Consider the following 21,944-nt stretch of genomic DNA (forward strand, 5'->3'; position numbering starts at 1 on the left):
CCTTTAATTGTTTAATTGGATTAATAAACGCACTCGCCGTTTTAAGCGTAACAATGAACTCGATCAATATCTCGAAGAATTGACAGATATACTCTGTTCTGCCGAAAACCAACTACCTGTATCGAAGCGTAATGCTGACTGTCCAGTTGTGTTTATTGTGGGGCCGCCACGGGCAGGTACCACGTTATTAATGCAGGTTATTGCTCAATCAGGTTGTTTTACTTACCCGACCAATTTTTTATCTCGGTTTTATGGGGCGTTAGAAATTGGATACAAAATTCAACGGATACTTTTTGATGGGCAGTTGCAGTATCGTGATGAGTTAAATCTTAATCAACAGCCCCTCGACTTCGAGTCTGACTTAGGTAAAACTACTGGGGCATTATCGCCAAATGTGTTTTGGTATTTCTGGTATCATCACTTTCAATTTGGCGAACTATCTTATTTATCAAAAGACCAATTCCACCGCTCAAATACCGAACGTTTTAAGCATGAGCTGGCTAGGCTTTATGCCGTTTCTTCGCAGCCAATTGCGATGAAGGCAATGATTATTAACTGGAATGTTTTAGATTTTGCAGGGCTTTTACCTAATGCAGTTTTCTTGAGAGTTAAACGGGAAACACCTTATGTTGCTAACTCTATTTATGAGGCAAGAAAAACGGTCATGGGAAGTTATGCCAATTGGTGGTCATTTAAGCCGCCAGAATTTGACCAGTTAAAAAGCCTTTCTCCAAAAGAGCAAGTTGCGGGGCAATGTTTATCCATTGAGTATGCATTAGACGAGGCCTTTTCGAAGTTAAAAAGTACTCAAAAACTTGAGTGTCACTACGAAAAAATTTGTAAAAATCCCCAAGGTTTTATTGATGAGTTATGCCAGTTAATGAACGCTGAAGACACAGATACGAACAAGGTAACTTACCCACGGTTTAGCATGTCTAATTCGATGGATAAAGCTTTAGAAGACGAATGGCAGACTCATTTAAATCAGGTTGCTAGCAAAGTTAGCTTTGCTAGCAAATAACATTGACTCATAAAATAAGGTTACCGCTTACTCTGTCATGTGGGTGCCATTGAACATTGGATGATTGTTTTCTAGAGAGCCAATAGAGCTAAATACGTGGAGGGGTAAAACGATAAGGTGCTCACCGTCGGTCTCAAAATGATGAGGGCACATTTTCTCTAGGACAACAACTTTCCCAGGGTAGAGGTCCTCAACGATATTTTTATCATTCATACCGACAATACTTCGGCCGGTCCCCTTTAAAATATAAGCAACTCGAACCGTTGAATGAATATGGTGCGCTTGTTCTGATGAAAATGGTGGAATATCTAAAATTTGTAAAGTTGGATCGCCCAAGCGAGCAGGAGAGAACACTTGTTTAGTGGAACATCCGTTAACGTAGGGTAAATTTGTTTTAGTCACTATTTCTGAGCTTTTATTTTCCGGCATATAGCCGCGAATAACGGTCGCGACGTGAAAACTTTCTACTTGTTTTTCTCCGCGCTGCATGAAAGCAGTGGTTTTATCTTCTGATATATAAAATATACAGTCACCTCGCTCGACTGTTAACTGATGGTGGCCGACGTATACCGTGTAAAAATAGAGATCATCTTCACGAGCTTCAACCACGGCTTTGTTATTGGGTTCGAAATATTGAACGCCGAATAACGATTTCATATATTCGTTGCTCATTTCCTGCTGGTTATTAACTTTTGGATGTCCCATCAAAACTCCCCTTATTTAGGTGCGGTTTAACGTTAGTTTTACTCATTATCGGCAAAAAATTTACCGAAATTAATTTTTCATCTAATTTTTTTCGCAGGAGCGCCAGCAAAAACTGAATTTGCCTCGGTATCCCTTATCACGGTGGAGCCTGATCCTATCAGGCCATGAGCTGCAATATGTAAGTCCGGATTGATAGTCGTATTACTACCAATGAAGCAATTTTTTTCGACTCTAGTGCCGCCAGTAACCACTACGTGAGGTGCAAGTACCGAATTTTCTCCGATCAGTACATCGACTCCGATAGTGCTACTTTCTTCAATTAAAACGTTGTTTTCAATAATCGCGCCTGTTTGAATAACACTATAGGGTTGAATGACAACACCCTTGCCGATTTTACTCCTTGGGTACTGGATGACCGTTGGGTGAATTAGCGTAGCAAGAGTTAAGTTTTGAGCAGCACAAGTTTTTGCAAGCGCTTTTCGCTTAGCCATATGTGATATGCATATAATGAGCTGTGCCTGATGTTTTGTTTGGAGTTCATCTAGAATTTCGGTATTTCCGAGAACGGGTAAATCATCCACGATTGTTCCTGGAGACATAGTATCATCCGCAAATCCAAGCACCTTAAACTGACAAACTTCTGCCAAGCATCGAGTAAACCGACCGAATCTTCCTCCGCCGATAATGATAAGATTATTCATGCTTATTAATCACTCCGATAAATGCGAGTACCGTCCGCCTGAATTTGAGCGGCGAAATTGTCAAAGAATATTCGTTTAATGGCATTTCATTTATTTGGTCCATGATGCTCTCATAAGAAGCAATTTTATTGCCAAGTTTGTGCAACAATAAATAAATTGGATTATTCAACCCGCTAGAGATTTTTTTTGGTATCGAAAAAAACACAAGGCAGTCGCCTTTATTCATTGAATCTATAGTTGACTGATTAACGGCTACATTCTGTAATGCCCCCAACTGGATTTTGTTGCCAGAGTCTTTGTGAGCAACAATGCCTCGCTCGAGGAAGTTCTCGGAGAAGCTTGGCGTCGGAAAGTTAAATAACTCGAAGATCATTAAAACTTGTTGCTTGAGTGTACTAATAATTAGCTCTTCTGATAGATTGTTTCGTTTCATAGGGGCTATTTTATTAAATAGCTCGGATATTTGGGGACGATATCGTTCTGGAATGATTTGACTGAGACATCTTTCTAAACTGACTTGTTCGTTAGTTTTTAATCGGTCGTAGTATTTCAAACTCCATAATATTTTTAAAATATCGTGGCTGACTCCTTGAAAAGAAAAAATGGAAGCGCCTTCTTTAATCCTTTGTGGTTTTCCGGTTGAAGTACGAGATATCGTCTTAAATGTAACGCTGGCGGGAATTTTGTTGACCTGCATAAAGTGTTGAGTTACTTCGCTCGGTGATAACCTGTCTGAATCTTGATTTTGTGTGTCGATAATGACTCCCACCTCATTGTCGAGTGCTTTATGTTTCGTTGGTACTACGATAAAAGGTAAACTAATTTCAAGTTGTTCTTTGAAATTTTCTTCTAACTCTGCAGGGTGGAGCGACTCTCCGCCTCGATTGATAATTTCTTTTTTCCTGCCTTGTAAAACGAGATAGTTACCCCTTAAAACGCCAATATCTCCAGTGTGCAACCAGTTATTCTCACTAATTGTATTTTGGGTTTCCTCTTCATTACGCCAGTAACCCTGCATATTATTAGGGCCTTGGACTAAAACTTCCCCATCTGCAGCAATCTTTAGCGCTGTTCCCTCGAGTGGTAATCCGACTGGTGGATAATCCCATAGGTATTCTTTGACAAACAATGACTTTGTCAATTCTGGCATGACAAATGAAAAGTTGACTGCCTCAGACAAACCATAACCTTGTCTAAGTTTTGGACCATATTGGTCATAAAATCTTTTGGCGAGATCTTTGCTTAATGGTGCTGCCGCAGTTATTAAGTATTTTAATTGATTGGGCCATTGGGGTTTAGAGTCTAAAAGCTGCTCAAGAAGTGCAGGGACGATTGAAGCTGTTGTAACTTGTTCAGCGTCGAGTAGTTTAAAGTAGGTATCAGCCTCAAAGGAACTGAGTAGGACCAGTGGACAGTTTGAAAGGTAGCACCCGATAAGCGACATCATCAATGCGTTACAATGATAAAGCGGTAAACAGGTTGCGTGTGACTGATTTGGCGAAAATTGATGTAGCTTCGAGACAGCTTCAGCGTTGTGAGTTACGGCCTGAATATTCTGAATTACGCCTTTTGGGCTGCCAGTTGAGCCCGATGTATAAATGATGAATCGATGATCTTTACTCGATTTAATAGTGCTTGTCCTGGGCTGGTATTTTATCACGCCATGTTTACGAAAAAATACGCCGTCGACGTCGGCATGCTCAATGATGTATTGCTTTTGATGCTCGGTAAGACTCGGAGTAATTGGCACCGAAACAGCCTGTTTTTTAAAAACTTCGATTAAGATTAATGCGAGGTCGAGACCATTTTCTAAATCAATGCAATAGCGCTTTCCAGGCTCTATGATCTCGAACAATCCATTTGGAATCGTTTTACTAATGAGACCTCGAGAGGATGTGTAAGCAGTTATTGAAAACAAATTAACCTCGTAGATTTAAAACAATGCTTCATTTGACTCGGACATTAAAATCGACAAATGAAAATACGGATTATTTCTTACGCAGATAAAGCGTATCACCGGAACAAAATGCTGTAGACAGCTCAAGAGTCGCGAGTAATTCATTACCGGCTCTTTGAGGTCCATCACCGAATGCCCAAAGATAATCGTCAATCAGAATCCATCCACCGCTGGCTACCAATGGAGTCCATAATTCAATATCCTTTTTAACCTGATCATATCGATGATTGCCGTCAATGTGCAACAAAGCGATTGTTCCATTAAGTTTAATTGAACCTAAGTTTTCGCTGACCGCTTCGCCTTTTTTCGAAGCAATTAAATAATCAGTGTGCGCATCAGCGGATTTTTTTTTGATGTAGCCTATATTGTCTTGCAAAGCGGCATTAGCCATAAAAATAGAGAAAATGTTGTCAAACCTGATAGAATCGATTTGTGAGTTAAGTAGTTCAGCTGATTTGCCTTGATGATCTGACTTTTCATTGAACCAATGATCAATGCAGAGTACGTTCCCTAGTTGATATTTCTTGGCAAGCCAACTCAACGTGATCGCAGAGCGTCCGTATAATGTGCCAATTTCAATGATATCCCCGTCAGGTAAAACTCTCGCCACTTCACATAAATCGAATAACTTATCTTCATCACACTGTCCTGGAATATCGAGGAATTTTTTGTGAAGCCCGCTGTACTCAAACTCAGTCAGTGATGATTTAACAGTAACGTTTGAGGCTAAATAGTTTACGTAAGCGTATTGAGTTACCGCGTTTGCCCATTTTTTACTTATCGAATGTTCATCCCATATAGCTTCGAAGGGATGAGGTTGGTTCAAAAAAAGTTCAAAGTTTAGAAGTCCTGATTCACTCAGCTTATTTAGGCTTACCCAAACTCCAACATGTGGAGTGTATACATGAGTTATTTCGAGCCTTCTTGCGAGATTGCTGAATGCTTCTTCAAAATTGTCAGCGGTTATGTAAGGTAAGTAATAACAATCCTTTATTGCAGACGTTTTGAAAGATACAGCTGATGAAGCAAAACTAATTTTAAAGCCCAATGTCCTCGCATAACGCGCAAACCGCTGCGCTGAGTCCATTTCTTTTGGAAAAATAAGTAAATGATTTTTTTCGCTCATCGGCTAACTAATTGGGTCGGTTAAAGTTCAGATAGTGACTAAATCGCAATATCGTGGTTAACAATTAAAAATTCCGACAAAGTATTACAAACCCTATCGACGTCTTGTTGCGTCATTTCCAAGTGGAATGGAAGTCCCAAAAGCGAATTTGCGACCTGCTTGGCGTGTTTCAAATCACTGGCACATTTTAGGTGTTGAAAGCCCGAATGTTGGGGAAGAATTGGACAATACCACCTTCTAGTTTCGATATTTTTATTAGCCAAATATTCTTGCACGTCTTTATTAAGCACATTATTGCCAAATGTAATAACGAAAGTACTTAATACGTGTTGTGATATATTCGGTTGCGTATTGACTGGGAGTTTGAGCTCATTGATTTGATCGAGATATTTGCTGAGTAACTTTAGTCGAAATGCTTTTTGTTGTTCCCAAAGTGAGAGGCTTGCTAAGCCGACTGCAGCGTGATACTCGCTTTGTTTGGCGTTGCATCCTCGGCTTTGATCGACATTTTTAGTCTTTGCATCGATACCAAAATTGCTTGATTGTTTGCACCAAAGGTTATGCGCCCGGTTGTTAGAAACTATCAGCCCCCCCTCACCGGTAGAAAAACTTTTGGTCGCATGGGTGCTGAATACAGTGATGGTCTTGCAACCGATATTTTGATTACCGAATGCACCAGCAGCATCGACGATTACCGGTATATCGGTTTCCGCTACGAATTCGTCCCAGGCAACTTGATTGACTGGTAAGCCGAAAGTAGCAACCGGAATTACTGCGTCGAAAGCCTGATGCTTTAGCGCGTCGCATGCAATTTTCGGTGTTAATTGCCATGAGTCCGGATCAATATCAGAGATGATTGGCTGATAGCCGAGGCTCGAAACCGCAGTCGCGGTAGCCGGGAAAGTAAGTGCAGGTACTAAAATTTTTGCACCACGCTTTAAGTTTAAAGAGCTTATTGCCACTTCAAGTGCGCTTGTGCCACTTGAGGTAGTCGCAACGAAAGCGTCAGTAAAGTGGCGCTCGAGTTCTTTAGTGAGCTTTTGATTGAGTGGACCGAAATTTGTATACCATCGGTTTTGGTCTATTTGCCTTAAAAAAGGCAAGAGCATCTCTGCATCGGGCAGTCTTGGTTTTAACAGGTGAACTTTATTTTTTTTCATAAATTTCGTTACCTTAAGCCGTGACATTCAAAAGAGTTTTAGAACTTTCTCATTTCTAAGCGTTGCTTTGAGTATACGGTAAATAGTTGATTATTCAATAAATAAACAAAAAACATGCCAAAAACAACGGATGAAAAGTGCGTCGTAGCGTGCTCGCTCGCGTTAAAAAAAGTTTCTGACAGTTATAACTATTTTTCCAACTTTGGAGGTTAGCAGTTGGCTGACTTTAACTATTATGTATGAACTTAATGACTCACTGAGAAAAGAAAAAAATCGTTTATCAATAAAGTTGGCACACCCATTGCTTTTAGTTAACTAGCCAACATAAATGTGAGCGTTGAAAAATCATTACCCATGATAGATCTCCTTATGCTTATGTCGGTCACGTTCTTCGGAACATTGCTATAGCTTAAGGCTTAGGTTGCTGAGAACAGCTTATTTCAAGGGCTACAGCGCGAAGATTAAAGGCGAGTGGTTGCTGAGAACAACCACATTGCACTTAAACTTCAGTCGTACGGTAAGGGGTCGTAAAGCGACCCCTTTCTCTTTTCTGCAAGTCTGATTTTTTCTTCCGGTAAATTACTTGCCGCAAACTAAGGCAAATGTTTGCCACTCTTATTTCCGCTAATTGAGATACAAGCCAGTTGAGTGAAGCAGTAGACTCAACGATAAGGCTGTCGAAACAAATGAATAATCTGGAATAGAATAGAAGCGGGTCAAGATGTCGGCATTTTTTTGACTAATCGAAGAATTACCGTGATTAAATGTATGAAAAAATGATGATTTTTATTTGTAAACGAATTGTAAATAGGAAGTAAACTTTGATTACTTTTTTGTAATGCTTCGACCAGTTTAACTTTTTTACGGTCGCAACTACTTGATTTTATGAGAAAAAAAACACTGTATAAAAACTATTCTTTTTTATAAGAAATTATTTAGTGACAATTCTTTGACAAATAAAATACCCTCTACTAAAACTTAGGCTATATGATTAATTTTTATATGTTTTTGGTCAATTGTTGTTCGATACCAGGTTCTAAGGGATGGTAAAAATGGTAGAAAACAAAAAGCTGTTAATAATCGATGATAATAAAGAACGTAGTCACGACTTAAAAACAGTCTTTGATTTTATTGGTGAGGAATGCCAAGAAGCAAACAGCAAAAATTGGCAAGACGTTTTTTCGCCAGTCGATTCACTTATTGGTGTATTGATAGGTGAAGCTTCTCATTATCGAGACATTGTCGGCTTGATAGAGAAAATAAGCTCACTCGATTCCACAATGCCTGTATTGCTGTTAGATGATGTTCAAATGACAGGTAACATTTCTCAAAAGCTATCCCGCCAAATTGTTGGAAGACTCAGCTGGCCATTAAAACAAAGCGAAGTACTTGAAGTTATTCATTCTTGTCAGTATTGCAGAGATAACCAACATGCTTTCAGTGAAGAGAACAAATCACTTGAGTTATTTCGAAGCATGGTCGGCCAAAGCGAAGCCATGCAAGAAATTCGAAAGCTTATTGAACAAGTCGCCTCAACTGACGCGAGCGTGTTAATTACGGGTGAGTCTGGAACAGGGAAAGAAGTCGCTGCTCGGAATCTACATTATTTGTCCGATCGTTCAGATAAACCTTTTGTTCCGATCAACTGTGGCGCAATTCCCGCCGAACTTTTAGAGAGTGAATTGTTTGGTCATGAAAAAGGGGCTTTTACTGGCGCCTTGACCGCGAGAAAAGGACGCTTCGAACTTGCGCAAGGTGGCACAATTTTTCTCGATGAGATTGGCGATATGCCACTGCCAATGCAGGTGAAGCTGTTAAGAGTTTTGCAAGAGAAAACGTTTGAGAGAGTTGGTAGCAACCAACCAATCCAAGCGGACGTTAGAATCATTGCGGCAACCCACCGAGAGTTAGAACAAGAAGTAAAGGAAAACCGATTTCGAGAAGACCTCTTTTATCGCTTAAACGTTTTTCCGATCGAAATGCCTGCGTTACGTGATCGAGCAAGTGATATTCCTCTGTTGGTTAACGAGTTAGTTGCTCGTCTTGAAAACGATCAAAGAGGTTCTGTAAGACTCAGCCCTAATGCCATTCAATCGCTCATGCAAAGTCCATGGCCAGGTAATGTTAGAGAATTGGCCAACCTTATCGAAAGATTGTGTATTCTTTATCCCTATGGCGTTGTTGACTTAAAAGACTTACCGACAGACTATCAAAACAAAGAAGGAATCGATTCTTATCCTGAACCAGAGCTCGCTGAACGACGCGCCAAAGTTCAAGAAACTACAGCGGTCGCTCCGTTAGCTGGCCCATCTCCACTGGCGAACCTTCCAGAAAGCGGTGTTAATTTAAAAGAGTTTGTAGCAAAGCTGGAAATTTCTTACATCGAGCAAGCTCTCGCAGAAGAGGACTGGGTTGTTGCGCGAGCAGCAAAAAGATTAGGTATGCGCAGGACCACCCTCGTTGAAAAAATGCGTAAGTACGATCTCCAAAAGGCTAGCTAGCCGCGCTGCTTTTCCCGGCAAATAATTGACACATCCCCGTTTACTTTTTATAAAAGCGCTCTATCTATCTGAAAAATAACAATAATAAAAATAGGCACACTAATTGCTTTATCTCTAGTTAAACAGTCAATAGGAAAATTTATTGACGCTCTTGAGTATCCTACGAGCTAACGAACTGATGGTTCAAAGTTCACAGGCTCGTTGAAATACAATAGAAAATTTTACAGAGAGGTAGCGATGCCACAAGCGAGTAGTCAGGCGACAAATCACAACCTATTGTCTCAACAGGCAAAAATAAATGCTGTTAACGGAAAAGCAAAGTCATTCGATAACGATTTCGATTCTGCCAGCAAAAATTCAACAAGCAACAATGCAGATGAAGTGGTTTTAGAAAATGGTGTTCAATTGAAGTCAGTTATGTCTGAACTAAACAGGCTCTCTCAATCATTCGTTCATTCCTATCAGTCTCTTGAGTCACAAGTTGAAAAACTCAACGGGCAATTACAAAGCGAAGTTGCAGAGAAACGAAACGCTATTGAAGAGAACCAGCAGTTACTGGTTGAAAAAGCCTCTTTATCTGATCGATTACAAAACTTGTTAGCAGTTATGCCTGCTGGCGTGGTCGTTATCGACGGCAAAGGTTTAGTCAGAGATTGCAATGCCATGGCTGTCGATATTCTTGGCCGTCCGCTTCTGGGAGAAAGTTGGTTAACGGTAATTAATCGCGCGTTCGATCCTCAGGCTGACGATGGCCACCAAGTCTCCTTAAAAGATGGTCGCAAGATACATATTGAAACGCGAGCACTGGATTCTGAGCCTGGCCAAATAATTGTTTTAACCGATCTCACTAAAACGCGTCAGCTTCAAGCAGAGCTGAGTCAACAACAAAAACTATCTAGCATGGGTAAGATGATTGCCTCTTTAGCACATCAAATTAGAACACCACTTTCTGCGGCAATTTTATACGGTTCGCATCTTAAAAATGAAGATCTTGGCAAACAAGTCAAACAGCAATTTAGTGACAATTTAATGGAACGTCTTCATTTTATAGAGCGTCAAGTTAATGACATGCTTAATTTTATGAAGGGTGAAAGAAAACAAAAAGCTGAATTGTCGGTGACTGATTTGTTTATGCAGTTACAAATGATGAGTGAAGAATTACCGCAAAATGTTCAGTTTTCTATTAGCGATAATAATTATGGTAATGCTTCGATTATGGGAGATAAGGACTCATTGTTGGGAGCCTTAATGAATCTAGTGGTTAATGCCTGTGATGCCTGTTGCGATAAAGATGACATAAAAATAACTGTCAAATTTGTGATATCACATCGATTAGAAATTTCTGTTGAGGATAATGGTCACGGAATTTCAAAAGCAATAAAAGATAAGATTTTTGAACCTTTTGTGACGAGTAAAAGTAATGGTAATGGCTTGGGGTTAGCGATCGTGCACGGAGTAATTATCGATCATGGTGGACAAATAAAAGTAGAGTCTGAAGAAAGCAAAGGAACTCAATTTTTTATTTGTTTACCTCTGCATAAATCTTTAAGTGCAGTTAGTAACAGAGAAACTCAAGCGGAGGTGAAACATGAACTCTAGTGTTCTTGTTGTAGAAGATGATCAGGTACTCAGGGATGCGTTATGTGCAAGCTTAGAAGTCAATGGTTACCAGACCATTCCTGCCGATTGCGGTGAGTCTGCATTGAACTTACTCAGTGGTGATAGCTTACCCGATATGGTGGTCACTGATATTCAGATGGGAAATGTGAGCGGTATCGATCTCTTAAGAAATTTGCGCCGCCGCAGTACCAATCTTCCCGTCATCCTAATGACTGCATACGGTGATGTCTCTGACGCTGTTGAAGCGATGCGGTTAGGTGCGTGTGACTATCTGCAAAAACCATTTGAAGCGGGAAAGCTTACTCATCTTATTGAGAACTATTTACCTAAGACAGTAACGTCACAAGTTATTATCGAGGACCCTGCGAGTCAAGCGGTCTTTGGATATGCAGAGAAAATTGCTAAAACGGATTCGACCGTTTTGTTACATGGACCGAGTGGTGCAGGCAAAGAAGTTATGGCACGATTTATACACCGCAACTCTTCCCGCAGCGAGTATCCGTTTGTTGCCATCAATTGTGCTGCAATTCCTGAAAATATGTTGGAGGCAACATTATTCGGTTATGAGAAAGGCGCATTTACCGGTGCACATCAAGCAAACCCAGGAAAGTTCGAGCAAGCTCAAAATGGAACCTTACTATTAGATGAAATTTCTGAAATGGACCTTGGGTTACAAGCCAAAATTTTACGGGTTATCCAGGAAAAAGAAGTTGAGCGACTGGGTGGCAAAAAATCAATAGATTTGGATGTCAGAATTATCGCAACGACAAATAGAGATCTTAAAAGAGAAGTCGCGGAAAAACGTTTTAGAGAGGATTTATATTATCGACTCAATGTTTTTCCAATTAAATGTTTACCGCTGAAAGAAAGACCTAAAGATATCATACCTTTATTCGAAAGTTTACTGGCTGCCAATGATAGCGTGCGCCAACGAGGTGGTTTAACCATTAGTCCAGAAGCTAAGGCAAAATTGGTCAGTTATGCTTGGCCTGGTAATGTCCGCGAGCTCGACAACTTAGTGCAAAGAGTTGCAGTGCTCGCTGCAGATAACTTGGTTATGGCTGATGATATCTGTTTTGAAAATGAGGTCTTGGGAAATACCAATGAATCATCAGACAACGAAGTTCAAAGTGACGGGCAGTTAGGTAGTGACTTACAGCACCACGAGTTTCAACTGATTATTGAAGCTTTTAACACTTATAACGGCAAGAAAAAAGATATTGCAGAGGGGCTTGGTATTAGCCCACGAACTTTACGTTATAAACTCGCGAAAATGCGAGAGCTTGGCTACGAGATTCCGAATTGCAGAGGTAAAAAATGAAAACAGGCATAGATCAAAATTTAATATTAGCGCAAATGCAGCGATTAAATCAGCTGGCAAAATCTGGTTCTAATGTTGCGCCGAGCAGCGCTGTTTCAGAGACGCAAGGCACGACCAATCAATTCGGTAATGTATTGACCAACGCAATCAATACAGTGAATAAATATCAGCAAGCATCTTCACAGGCAGCTGCAAGCGTGGAAACTGGAGATGGTGGTGCCAGTCTAGTTAAAGCCGTTATCGCCTCACAAAAAGCAAATGTTGCTTTTCAAGCCACGGTGCAAGTACGAAATAGAGTAGTGTCGGCTTATCAAGATATTATGAATATGCCAATTTAAGTTTAATTTAGAATAAAGGTGTTACTGTGGCAGACACAGCTTCAACAAATTTAGTCGAACTCGATTCTCCCTCATCACCGGGTATATTACCTGGTATGACTAGTTTGGCGCCGCTAAAACAAGTCGGTATTTTAATCGCGATTGCGGCCAGCATTGCGCTAGGTGTTTTTATCGCACTTTGGTCAAATGACCCGCCAATGCGTCCCTTGGAAAATATGTCGCCAGAATCTTCGATGGATGTTATCAATTATTTAGAACAACAACAGATTAAATATGATATTGATAATTTAGGAAGAATTTTAGTCCCACAAAGCGGTTATCAACGCATACAAATGGAACTAGGTTCGCAAGGGATCGAAGTACAAAATAACATGGATGATCCTTACTTAAAAAAGGATTCAGGTTTTGGCGTTTCTCAGAGAATGGAGCAAGCACGCTTGCTGAGAAATCAAGAAATACGTTTGACCAATACCCTCCAACAATTTAACGGCGTCAAAGCGGTTAAGGTACACTTGGCGATACCGAGAGAAAGCTCATTTATTAAGAACCGACGTAAGCCAAGCGCGTCGGTGTTGTTAAATCTGTTTTCGCGCGGTGGCTTATCCGATGAACAAATTGATGCGATGGTTGATTTAGTTTCGGGAAGTATTCCCAACTTGGAAAGAAATCGAGTAACGATTACCGATCAATTTGGTCGTTTGTATCACTCAGGCAGTATGACTGAAAGCAGTCGTCAAACTTCCAAAGAATTAAAAATCGTTCGTGAAAGGCAAGCGGATATTAAGAGTCGGATCGAGGAAATTTTAACACCATTGGTTGGGGCTACCGCCTATACAGTTCAAGTGAATGTTGATATGGACTTCACTCAAAAAGAACAAACTTTACAGACTTTCAACCCTGATTTACCGGCAGTGAGAAGCGAACGTACTATTGATGATTCGAGGACCGCTGCGGCTGTCGCTGGTGTACCGGGTGCCTTAACCAATCAACCTCCAGGCGCCGCCAATATTCCGGCGACCAATCCACCCGCTGGTGGAGATAACCAACCAAGCAATGCCAACAAACGTCTAGAGGCCGAAAGAAATTTTGAGCTAGATACGACAATAAGTCATATACTTCCACAAGTGGGGGTTATTAACCGTATTAGCGCATCGATAGGACTGGACCATGTGGCTGATCCGGCGAATCAAGGTCAAAGAATCCCGCGCTCACCGGATGAAATTGCGCGCATAACTCGGTTGGTTCAAGCGGCAATTGGCTTCAATAATCAACGCGGTGATTTAGTGAGTGTTGAGTCATTCCCGTTTACAACCGGTGAAACTTTGCCCACCCCAGAGCCACCAGCATTCTACGAGAACGAAATGCTAATGACTTGGTTTCAGCCGCTTTTGGGATTGATTGCATTTCTCATCTTAATATTTGGCGTTTTAAAACCGATGATGCAAAAACTTTCAACACCTGCACCGGTTGCTAAAACACCTGAATCGCAAATGGGGGATGACTTAGATTTAGCTGCCCTAACCGACGAGTCGGGTGGTGTCGACGGATTAGGTGAAGACCAAGTGATATTAAGTGGGCACGACAATTTAGAACTTCCACCGCCGACGGTTGGTGAAGTGAAAAAACTTGAGCAAGCAAAAGGGGTTGTTGCGAACAATCCAACGCTCGTAGCACAACTCGTTAAAAGTTGGATAGAAGAAGATGGCTGATACTGAATTAGATAAAACTCCAAGCAAACTATCTGGCGTTGATAAAGCCTCAATCTTATTACTGTCGTTAGGAGAAGAAACTGCGGCCGAAGTGCTTAAACACATGGGGCCGAAAGAAGTTCAAGTGATCGGTATGCAGATGGCTTCTCTCCGGAATGTCGGAAAGGGGGCTGTTGAAGATGTTGTTGATGAGTTTTTGGAGAAAGTCGAAGAACAAACCGGCATCGGAATTGGTACCGAAGATTACATAAGAAGTACCCTGAAATCTGCGCTGGGTGAGGACAAAGCCGGTGCGCTCATTGATAGAATACTTGCCGGTGCAAACACCAAGGGGTTGGACACCTTAAAATGGATGGATTCGCGCTCGGTCGCTGACGTAATTCGATTTGAACATCCGCAAATACAATCAATCGTACTCTCATACTTGGACCCCGACCAGGCCTCAGAAATATTATCACTGCTTCCCGAAAAGGTCAGAGTGGACTTAATGATGCGAATTGCTGCATTAGAAGCGGTTCAACCAGATGCGCTTCAGGAGCTCAACGACATTATGGAAAAACAGTTTACTGGAAGTGGCTCGTCTCAATCGCGTCAAATCGGCGGTGTAAAAACTGTTGCCGACATAATGAACTTTATGGATGGTGCCAATGAAACGTTGATTATGGACTCACTCCGTGAAACTGATGAAGATCTCGTGCAACAAATCGAAGATCTTATGTTTGTCTTTGACAACCTGATCGATGTGGATGACCGTGGTATCCAAGCCTTGCTCCGTGAAGTTTCTACAGACACGTTGATTGTGGCCTTGAAAGCATGTGAAGAAGATATAAAGGAAAAGATTTTCAAAAATATGTCTAAGCGTGCTGCAGAATTGATGAGAGATGATCTTGATGCAATGGGGCCGGTGAAGTTGAGCGAAGTAGAAGCCGCGCAAAAAGAGATACTAACCGTCGCGCGACGTATGGCTGATGCGGGAGAAATTGTCCTTGGTGGTGGCGGTGAAGAAATGGTGTAAATGTTTTTTAATAGTCGAATTTCGAATGCGACTTAAGATTGCACAAGCTCGCGCGTAGTTCCTTAATAACATGGGTGAATCTCAATGGTAACCAAGACACGTTCTGATCAGCCAATCAAACTGATTCGAAATGCAAGTAACGTAAACTCGTGGAAAGTGCCGGAGCTTGGCTTTAGCTCTGCGCCTAGTTTTCATCATCCCGCTGAGGAAGAAGAGCAGGCTAGCAACGAAGAAGTGGTTGCCGAGGTTTCTGAAGAAGAATTAGCTGAAATCAGAGAAACGGCTCGCCAGGAAGGCTTAAAAATAGGTCGCGACGAAGGCCTTAAAATTGCTCAAGAAGAAGTTACCAATCAATTAACGATGCTCAACCTTGTGATGGGAAAGCTAGCTGAGCCACTAAAAGAGTGTAAAGATCAAACTCAACAACAGTTGTTAGAATTAGCCTTTGCGATTGCTCGGCAAATTGTTCGCCGCGAGTTACGTCAAGATCCCACCCAAATTATTGCGGTAATCCGCGAAGCTTTGAAACTTTTACCCGCTGGCGCTGAGGGGATCGTGATTTCTCTCCACCCTGAAGATGCCAATAAAGTGACCAGTGCTTTGTCCATTGACCCCTCGAACCAAACCGACAATTGGCAAATTAAAAGTGATCCCGCTGTTGAACGCGGCAGTTGTCAAGTTGATACGCACAACTCCAAAATTGATGCCTCAATCGATAAACAAATAGCGGTTTTATTTAGCCGTATTGTCGGTGGAGAGCGGGCCGGTGAATCAACCGATGAATGATCAGGAATTTGCTGATTTTTTAAATCAGTTCAAAAGTAATATTGAATCACATTCCAGCCTTGTTGTTGAAGGGCGCTTAACCCGCATGGTCGGCATGACATTGGAAGCGGTTGGTTGTAGTGTCAATGTCGGCGAGCGCTGCTTTGTCGAAACGGTCGACGGCAAAATGGAAGAGGCCGAAGTGGTCGGTTTTGCAATGGATAAAATCTACTTAATGCCGATAGGATCTATCCAAGGTCTTGGGCCTGGCGCAAGAGTAATCCCAACACACCGCCAAGCGTCAATACCGGTCGGTGAAGCTTTGTTAGGTCGAGTACTGGATGGACAAGGCAACCCCATCGATGGAAAAGGCTCAGTGCATTGCCACGAGAGTCGGCCGCTAGCTTCAGAGCCTATTAATCCACTCAATCGAAAACCGGTTGAAGAACCTTTAGATGTTGGTGTTCGATCGATAAATTCAGTTTTAACTGTTGGTCGTGGCCAGAGAATGGGTTTGCTTGCCGGGAGTGGTGTGGGTAAAAGTGTGCTGCTGGGTATGATGACAAGGTTTACCGAAGCCGAGGTAATTGTCGTTGGTTTAATTGGTGAACGAGGTCGAGAAGTTAAAGAATTTATCCAACAAATTCTTGGTGATGAAGGGGTGAGACGTTCTGTGGTTGTGGCGGTCCCGGCTGATAACTCTCCATTAATGCGATTGCAAGGCGCGATGTCGGCAACCACGATTGCTGAGTACTTTAGAGACCAAGGGAAAAACGTATTGCTCCTCATGGATTCATTAACTCGTTTTTGTCAGGCCCAAAGGGAGGTCGCTTTGGCGATCGGCGAGCCTCCGGCGACTAAGGGCTACCCGCCATCAGTTTTTGCGTTACTGCCAAAGTTAGTTGAAAGGGCCGGTAATGGCAGCGAGGGCAGTGGTTCGATTACGGCGTTCTACACGGTTCTTGCAGAAGGAGACGATCAACAAGACCCGATTGTTGATGCCGCGCGAGCAATTCTAGATGGGCATATCGTATTAACTCGGGAATTGGCTGATTCTGGGCATTATCCGGCAATCGATATTGAGGGCTCTGTGAGCCGAGTTATAAATCAGATCACGAGTGAAGAGCATCGCGATGCGATCAGTCAATTAAAGTTCCTTTATTCAACTTACAACCAAAATAAAGATCTAATCACGGTTGGTGCCTATCAAAAAGGTAGTGATTCATTGATCGACCAAGCCATTGAGATGATGCCCGCGATTCGCGCATTTCTTTGCCAAAACATCAATGAAAAAGTGGTTATGCAAGAAAGCATCGATAATCTTCAGCAGATGATGTACTAGCGGTCTATACTTAAGGTATTAATTAGGTCATAACCTTTTTAATTAATTTATAACTTTCAATAGGTTATCGCATTACTGGTAATACGAGATGGTTCGCTCTAAAAGACTTAATCCCATAAAAACCTTGGCTAAAAATAAAGAAAAAGCTGCGGCGCAGGCTTTAGGCAACTCTATCGAGCGGCAAAAAGTCGAAGATCAAAAGTTACAACAGCTCTATCAGTATCGCCATGAGTATCTTTTACAAATGGAAAGTAAAGTTAAGTCAGGAATTTCAGGTTCGGAATTGCAAAGATACCATTTGTTCCTCGCTAAACTCGACAGCGCCATCGAACAACAAAAAGATGTGTTGATGGTAAGCGCGAAGCAGCTTGATGCGAGTCAAAGTCATTGGCAAGAGAAACGAAATCGCACAAAAGCGATATCTCAAGTAATGGAGAAAATGCAGAATCAGGAAAAATTTGACGCCTCAAAAAAGGAAGCGAAAGCGAGTGACGAAATTTCGACACAAGCTTTTTTAAGAAGCCGCTAAGTCTTTCATTAATAGGATTAACGCACTAATTTTAAGGCATTTTTTCAGATTTCTGCTATACCTTAAAAACCATTAACACTTATTAGACATAAAACCCTGCCAAAGGGTGTTTTGGGGAGGTTTTACGGGTGACAAAGAAAGCGACCATCTCCTTGGGCGAGGCGCTAGATATCGCTCATGTCGGAAAGCTGAAACCAAGATTAACTAATTGTTTGGCAAAGAATCTGCCAGTGCAGATTGCCGCCGATAAAATCGAAAAAGTCGACTCAGCGGGATTACAACTGATGTGTTGCTTTATTCGAGAAGTTGAAAATAAGGGTAATCCGGTAACTTGGACTAAAACCTCTGACTCGATTTTTACTATTGCCGAGTTGCTCGGTCTAACGAATTCGTTGAAACTAAAATAATGATTAATTTGGAGAAAATATAGATGGCTAAGATTCTCGCCGTGGATGATTCAACATCGATGAGACAAATGGTGACATTTACACTCAAAAGCGCCGGCTTTGATGTTGTTGATGCCGCCGATGGTGTTGACGCGTTAGAGGAAGCAAAGAAACAACAATTTGATCTCGTTGTTTCTGATGTCAATATGCCGAAAATGGACGGGATAACACTAGTAAAAGAACTGAGAAATTTACCTGCTTACAAATTCACCCCAATTTTAATGTTAACCACAGAGTCCTCCAACGAGAAAAAACAATCGGGTCGACAAGCAGGCGCAACGGGCTGGATAGTCAAACCGTTTAATCCCGATCAGCTGCTGGCGACGGTGAAAAAAGTTATCGGCTAACAGCGGATTTTTGATGCGCTCAGCATTAATTGACTGAGGGAATGGGAGTCGCGGTGGAGATAGATTTAAGTCAATTTCATCAGGTCTTTTTTGAGGAGAGTCTCGAAGGCCTGGATGCCATGGAAGAAGTGTTACTCGATCTAGAGGGCGAGGCTGACGCCGAGAGTATCAATACTATTTTTCGTGCCGCGCATTCTATCAAGGGCGGCAGTTCTACTTTTCATTTTCAAGAAATCGCAGACTTTACTCATTTACTCGAAACCCTCTTAGACGAGATGCGCGATGGCAAGCGCCAAATAAACAAAGAAATTGTTGATTTACTTTTAAAATCAGTCGACGAAATAAGGAAGATGATTAGTCATATACAAAACGATGAGCCAGTCGGCGATTCTCACAAAGAGCTAGAAAGTTTTTTCAGCGAGTTGCTCTCTGGAGAATCAAGCGCTGAAGGTTCTGAAAAAGAAAGTGAGTCCATTGATATTGATGAAAGTGAATCAAAGTTTTATGAAATAGATTTTTTTCCTGAACCTTACATTCTAGAAACGGGTAACGAACCTTTTAGAATGTTTAGAGAGCTGGCGGCACTGGGCGAAATAACTGTCAGTGCAAACTTAGAAAAGCTGCCTGACTTTGATTCTCTCAAGCCTGAGTCTTGCTATCTTTCTTGGAAAATCATCTTAGATACCGATGCACAACAGAGTCAAATCGAAGAAATATTTGAGTGGGTAGAGGATGACTGTGAATTAAAGATTAATCAATTTGCCGGAGTTTCTTTAGAAACTCAACCTGAGCCAATAAGCACCGAACCTTCCTCAATGACTCAAGCTAGCTCAGAAAAAAATCAAGCTGCTGCCGTGCCCGGTAAATCCCTGGATATCTTGGATAGCGCCGTGCCGTCCAAACAGTTACAACTTGAGCAAACCAAAAAGCCAGAGTCTAAAGCAGCAAAAGCGCCCAGCGCTTCGATTCGTGTTGGCATTGACAAAGTCGATGGGCTAATAGATTTAGTAGGCGAATTAGTGATTACTCAATCCATGTTAGGTCAGCTTGGCGACAACTTTGATATGAGCAAGCTAAACCAGCTCATATCTGGACTTGCTGAGCTTGAACAAAATACGCGTGAATTACAAGAAAGTATCATGCGGATCCGAATGTTGCCAATCGGATTCGTTTTTAATCGTATGCCAAGACTGGTACGAGATTTATCATCAAAGCTCGGCAAAAATGTTCGACTCGAAATTAGTGGAGAATCAACAGAACTCGATAAAACGGTGATGGAACAAATCGGCGATCCGCTAACTCACTTAGTTCGGAATGCGCTTGATCATGGGTTGGAAACTGCGGAAAGGCGTATTGAAAGTGGTAAAGATCCTGAAGGTACTTTACGGTTAAACGCTTTCCATCAAGGCGGAAATATAGTGATAGAAGTTGCCGATGATGGTGGCGGTATTAACCCTCAAATTATTTATGATAAAGCGGTTGAAAGAGGCCTTATTCAGCCAGGCGCTGATATTCCCAAAGAACAAATTCTTTCTTTAATCATGGAGCCAGGTTTTTCTACAGCAGCGGTTATCAGCGACGTTTCCGGCCGTGGTGTCGGAATGGATGTCGTTAAACGAAACATCAATAATTTAGGGGGGAGCGTTGAAATACACTCGGAACTCGGAGAGGGTACAACATTCACTATTAGACTTCCATTAACTTTGGCAATACTTGATGGACAGTTAATTGAAGTGTCTGGTGAGGTTTATGTTGTTCCGTTAGTGTCGATTGTCGAGTCTATTCCTATGTCGAAAGTTGAGGTCTCAAGAATCGCTGGCAATATGAAGGTCTATAAGATGGATGATGGCTACATCCCTATCATTGATTTGACCAGAGAGTTTCAAATTAAAGGACAATCCCCTTCAAATGAAGAGGGGCTTCTTGCGATTGTAGAAGGAGAAAATCGTAAGGTCGCGCTAGAAATCAATCAGCTTCTTGGCCAACAACAAGTGGTGATTAAGAGTTTGGAGACCCACTATAAATCGATTCAAGGGGTATCCGGCGCAACAATCTTGGGTGATGGTAAAGTTGCCTTAATTTTGGATGTTGTAGGCTTAGCAAGGCGAGCTTCAGAGTCTGCTGCTGGCTCGAATTCGCAAGTGGCATAAAAGGTAACATGATGACGTCAGAAATCATTCAGCTAATTCAAGAGCAAGAACCTCAAATTATTGAAGATGACATCTTTGCGGATGAAGATTCTTCACAGTACCTTAGTTTTGTTGTTGGTGAAGAAGAGTTTTCAGTAAATATTTTAAAGGTACAGGAAATCAGAGCTTGGGAACATACGACGTTTTTACCGAATTCTCCGAGTTATATTAAAGGCGTGCTGAATCTGCGTGGCACTATTGTGCCTGTTATGGATTTAAGAATTCGATTTGGTTTTAAAAATCCTGAATACAAACCGACTACTGCGGTAATCATTCTAAAAACAGTAGATGCTGAGCGAGAGCGATTAATGGGGTGTATCGTTGATGCTGTTTCAGATGTGATTAATGTCGCAGAAAACGATATTAGTGAAAAGCCAGATTTTGGAAGTTCAATCGATAGCGAGTTTATTGATGGGATTATGACGGTAAACAATAGCCCAGTAACCTTGCTTAATCTTGATGCTCTATTGAACCTCGAGCTTATAGCGCATCCCTTCACCGCGCAGAAGGTGAGCAATGGCTGAGTCACTGAGAAAAAATAGCAAAGCTGAAGCTGATGAATCTGTTGAAACTATTGAACAGTGCTTAACATTTATGGTTTCCAATGATGAGTTTGGCCTAGATATATTAGCTGTTCAAGAAATTCATGGTTGGCTTGAGCCCAGGCCCATTCCGAATACGCCTGACTATATTAAAGGTGTAATTGATTGGCGTGGAACGATTGTGCCAATCGTAGATCTTCGGATAAAGTTTAATTACCCACAAGCGAATTACGAAAAAACCACAGTCGTTATAATATTAAAAACATTTTTAAAGGAATTAGAACAGTTTGCAATTGTTGGCGTTGTTGTCGATGCTGTTTCCGATGTGGTTGACATAAAAAAACATGAGCTTAAAGACGCACCAACGTTGGGGTCAAAAGTTGATACGGATTACATCAAAGGAATTGCAAAAGTTAATAATAAAATGACCGTTATTCTAGAGTTGCAAAAGTTAATCAATCTCGAAAACTTAGATGGGTAGATTACCCGTTTGATCGGGTTGGCGCTTCTGATGCTGAAATAGGTTTGAGTGGCGATAATCGCAAAGCGTTTAGTCAACCGTCATTAATTCTAAGCGCTAGGATTGAATTTATCGTCTTAAAGGTTTTGA

20 protein-coding genes are annotated in these 21,944 nt (G+C 41.6%); 15 read left to right on the forward strand and 5 right to left on the reverse strand.

The window, feature by feature from the left end; all coding sequences use genetic code 11:
- Positions 1–7 precede the first annotated feature (7 nt).
- Positions 8–1,021 (forward strand): sulfotransferase, encoded by a 1,014-nt coding sequence (locus FLL45_RS10330; protein WP_142941937.1) that lies wholly within the window; start codon positions 8–10, stop codon positions 1,019–1,021.
- 27 nt (positions 1,022–1,048) lie between these two features.
- Here the strand turns inward: FLL45_RS10330 and FLL45_RS10335 are convergent, their stop codons facing one another.
- From FLL45_RS10335 to FLL45_RS10355, 5 genes are all read right to left on the reverse strand, one after another.
- A complete protein-coding gene (locus FLL45_RS10335; RefSeq protein ID WP_142941938.1) occupies positions 1,049–1,726 on the reverse strand; it encodes a cupin domain-containing protein in 678 nt (225 codons plus the stop codon).
- Positions 1,727–1,803: 77 nt separating this feature from the next.
- Positions 1,804–2,427 (reverse strand): acetyltransferase, encoded by a 624-nt coding sequence (locus FLL45_RS10340; RefSeq protein ID WP_142941939.1) that lies wholly within the window; start codon positions 2,425–2,427, stop codon positions 1,804–1,806.
- Entirely contained in the window at positions 2,420–4,345 is a 1,926-nt protein-coding gene (locus FLL45_RS10345; RefSeq protein ID WP_185964405.1) for a class I adenylate-forming enzyme family protein, read from the reverse strand. The genes FLL45_RS10340 and FLL45_RS10345 overlap by 8 nt, the downstream gene beginning before the upstream one ends.
- 70 nt (positions 4,346–4,415) lie before the next feature.
- Entirely contained in the window at positions 4,416–5,510 is a 1,095-nt protein-coding gene (locus tag FLL45_RS10350; RefSeq protein WP_142941941.1) for a class I SAM-dependent methyltransferase, read from the reverse strand.
- Positions 5,511–5,548: 38 nt separating this feature from the next.
- Positions 5,549–6,670: a DegT/DnrJ/EryC1/StrS family aminotransferase gene (locus tag FLL45_RS10355; RefSeq protein ID WP_185964406.1), complete on the reverse strand. Its 1,122-nt coding sequence runs from the start codon at positions 6,668–6,670 to the stop codon at positions 5,549–5,551.
- Between the two features lie 1,052 nt (positions 6,671–7,722).
- On the opposite strand from FLL45_RS10355, the gene FLL45_RS10360 reads away from it, so the two are divergent.
- From FLL45_RS10360 to FLL45_RS10425, 14 genes are all read left to right on the forward strand, one after another.
- Entirely contained in the window at positions 7,723–9,171 is a 1,449-nt protein-coding gene (locus FLL45_RS10360) for a sigma-54 dependent transcriptional regulator (RefSeq protein WP_142941943.1), read from the forward strand.
- 237 nt (positions 9,172–9,408) lie between these two features.
- On the forward strand, positions 9,409–10,770 hold the full coding sequence (locus FLL45_RS10365; RefSeq protein WP_142941944.1) for a sensor histidine kinase: 1,362 nt from the start codon (positions 9,409–9,411) through the stop codon (positions 10,768–10,770).
- Positions 10,760–12,112: a sigma-54-dependent transcriptional regulator gene (locus FLL45_RS10370; protein ID WP_142941945.1), complete on the forward strand. Its 1,353-nt coding sequence runs from the start codon at positions 10,760–10,762 to the stop codon at positions 12,110–12,112. The genes FLL45_RS10365 and FLL45_RS10370 overlap by 11 nt, the downstream gene beginning before the upstream one ends.
- Complete coding sequence (gene fliE, locus FLL45_RS10375) at positions 12,109–12,450, forward strand: flagellar hook-basal body complex protein FliE (RefSeq protein ID WP_142941946.1); 342 nt, start codon at positions 12,109–12,111, stop codon at positions 12,448–12,450. Before FLL45_RS10370 ends, fliE begins: the two co-directional genes overlap by 4 nt.
- Positions 12,451–12,476: 26 nt before the next feature.
- Positions 12,477–14,159, forward strand: a complete 1,683-nt coding sequence (gene fliF, locus FLL45_RS10380; RefSeq protein ID WP_142941947.1) for a flagellar basal-body MS-ring/collar protein FliF — start codon at positions 12,477–12,479, stop codon at positions 14,157–14,159.
- A complete protein-coding gene (fliG, locus tag FLL45_RS10385) occupies positions 14,152–15,174 on the forward strand; it encodes a flagellar motor switch protein FliG (protein ID WP_142941948.1) in 1,023 nt (340 codons plus the stop codon). The genes fliF and fliG overlap by 8 nt, the downstream gene beginning before the upstream one ends.
- 84 nt (positions 15,175–15,258) lie before the next feature.
- Positions 15,259–15,960 carry a FliH/SctL family protein gene (locus tag FLL45_RS10390; RefSeq protein ID WP_142941949.1) on the forward strand — a complete coding sequence of 234 codons (702 nt, stop codon included), beginning with the start codon at positions 15,259–15,261 and terminating at the stop codon, positions 15,958–15,960.
- Positions 15,953–17,281 carry a flagellar protein export ATPase FliI gene (gene fliI / locus FLL45_RS10395; RefSeq protein WP_142942257.1) on the forward strand — a complete coding sequence of 443 codons (1,329 nt, stop codon included), beginning with the start codon at positions 15,953–15,955 and terminating at the stop codon, positions 17,279–17,281. The genes FLL45_RS10390 and fliI overlap by 8 nt, the downstream gene beginning before the upstream one ends.
- 88 nt (positions 17,282–17,369) lie before the next feature.
- The gene (gene fliJ / locus FLL45_RS10400) at positions 17,370–17,810 is read left to right on the forward strand and encodes a flagellar export protein FliJ (RefSeq protein ID WP_142941950.1); all 441 of its coding nucleotides are present in this window, start codon (positions 17,370–17,372) and stop codon (positions 17,808–17,810) included.
- A 128-nt stretch (positions 17,811–17,938) separates the two neighbouring features.
- On the forward strand, positions 17,939–18,217 hold the full coding sequence (locus FLL45_RS10405; RefSeq protein WP_142941951.1) for an STAS domain-containing protein: 279 nt from the start codon (positions 17,939–17,941) through the stop codon (positions 18,215–18,217).
- 23 nt (positions 18,218–18,240) lie between these two features.
- Positions 18,241–18,603, forward strand: coding sequence for a response regulator (locus FLL45_RS10410; protein ID WP_142941952.1), 363 nt, complete (start codon positions 18,241–18,243; stop codon positions 18,601–18,603).
- A gap of 53 nt (positions 18,604–18,656) precedes the next feature.
- Positions 18,657–20,753, forward strand: a complete 2,097-nt coding sequence (locus FLL45_RS10415; protein WP_142941953.1) for a chemotaxis protein CheA — start codon at positions 18,657–18,659, stop codon at positions 20,751–20,753.
- 11 nt (positions 20,754–20,764) lie between these two features.
- Complete coding sequence (locus FLL45_RS10420; RefSeq protein ID WP_142942258.1) at positions 20,765–21,316, forward strand: chemotaxis protein CheW; 552 nt, start codon at positions 20,765–20,767, stop codon at positions 21,314–21,316.
- Positions 21,309–21,815, forward strand: coding sequence for a chemotaxis protein CheW (locus tag FLL45_RS10425; protein ID WP_142941954.1), 507 nt, complete (start codon positions 21,309–21,311; stop codon positions 21,813–21,815). Before FLL45_RS10420 ends, FLL45_RS10425 begins: the two co-directional genes overlap by 8 nt.
- Positions 21,816–21,944 lie beyond the last annotated feature (129 nt).

The sequence above is a fragment of the Aliikangiella marina genome (assembly GCF_007004765.1).
In the GTDB taxonomy this organism is placed as follows: Bacteria; Pseudomonadota; Gammaproteobacteria; order Enterobacterales; family Kangiellaceae; genus Aliikangiella; species Aliikangiella marina.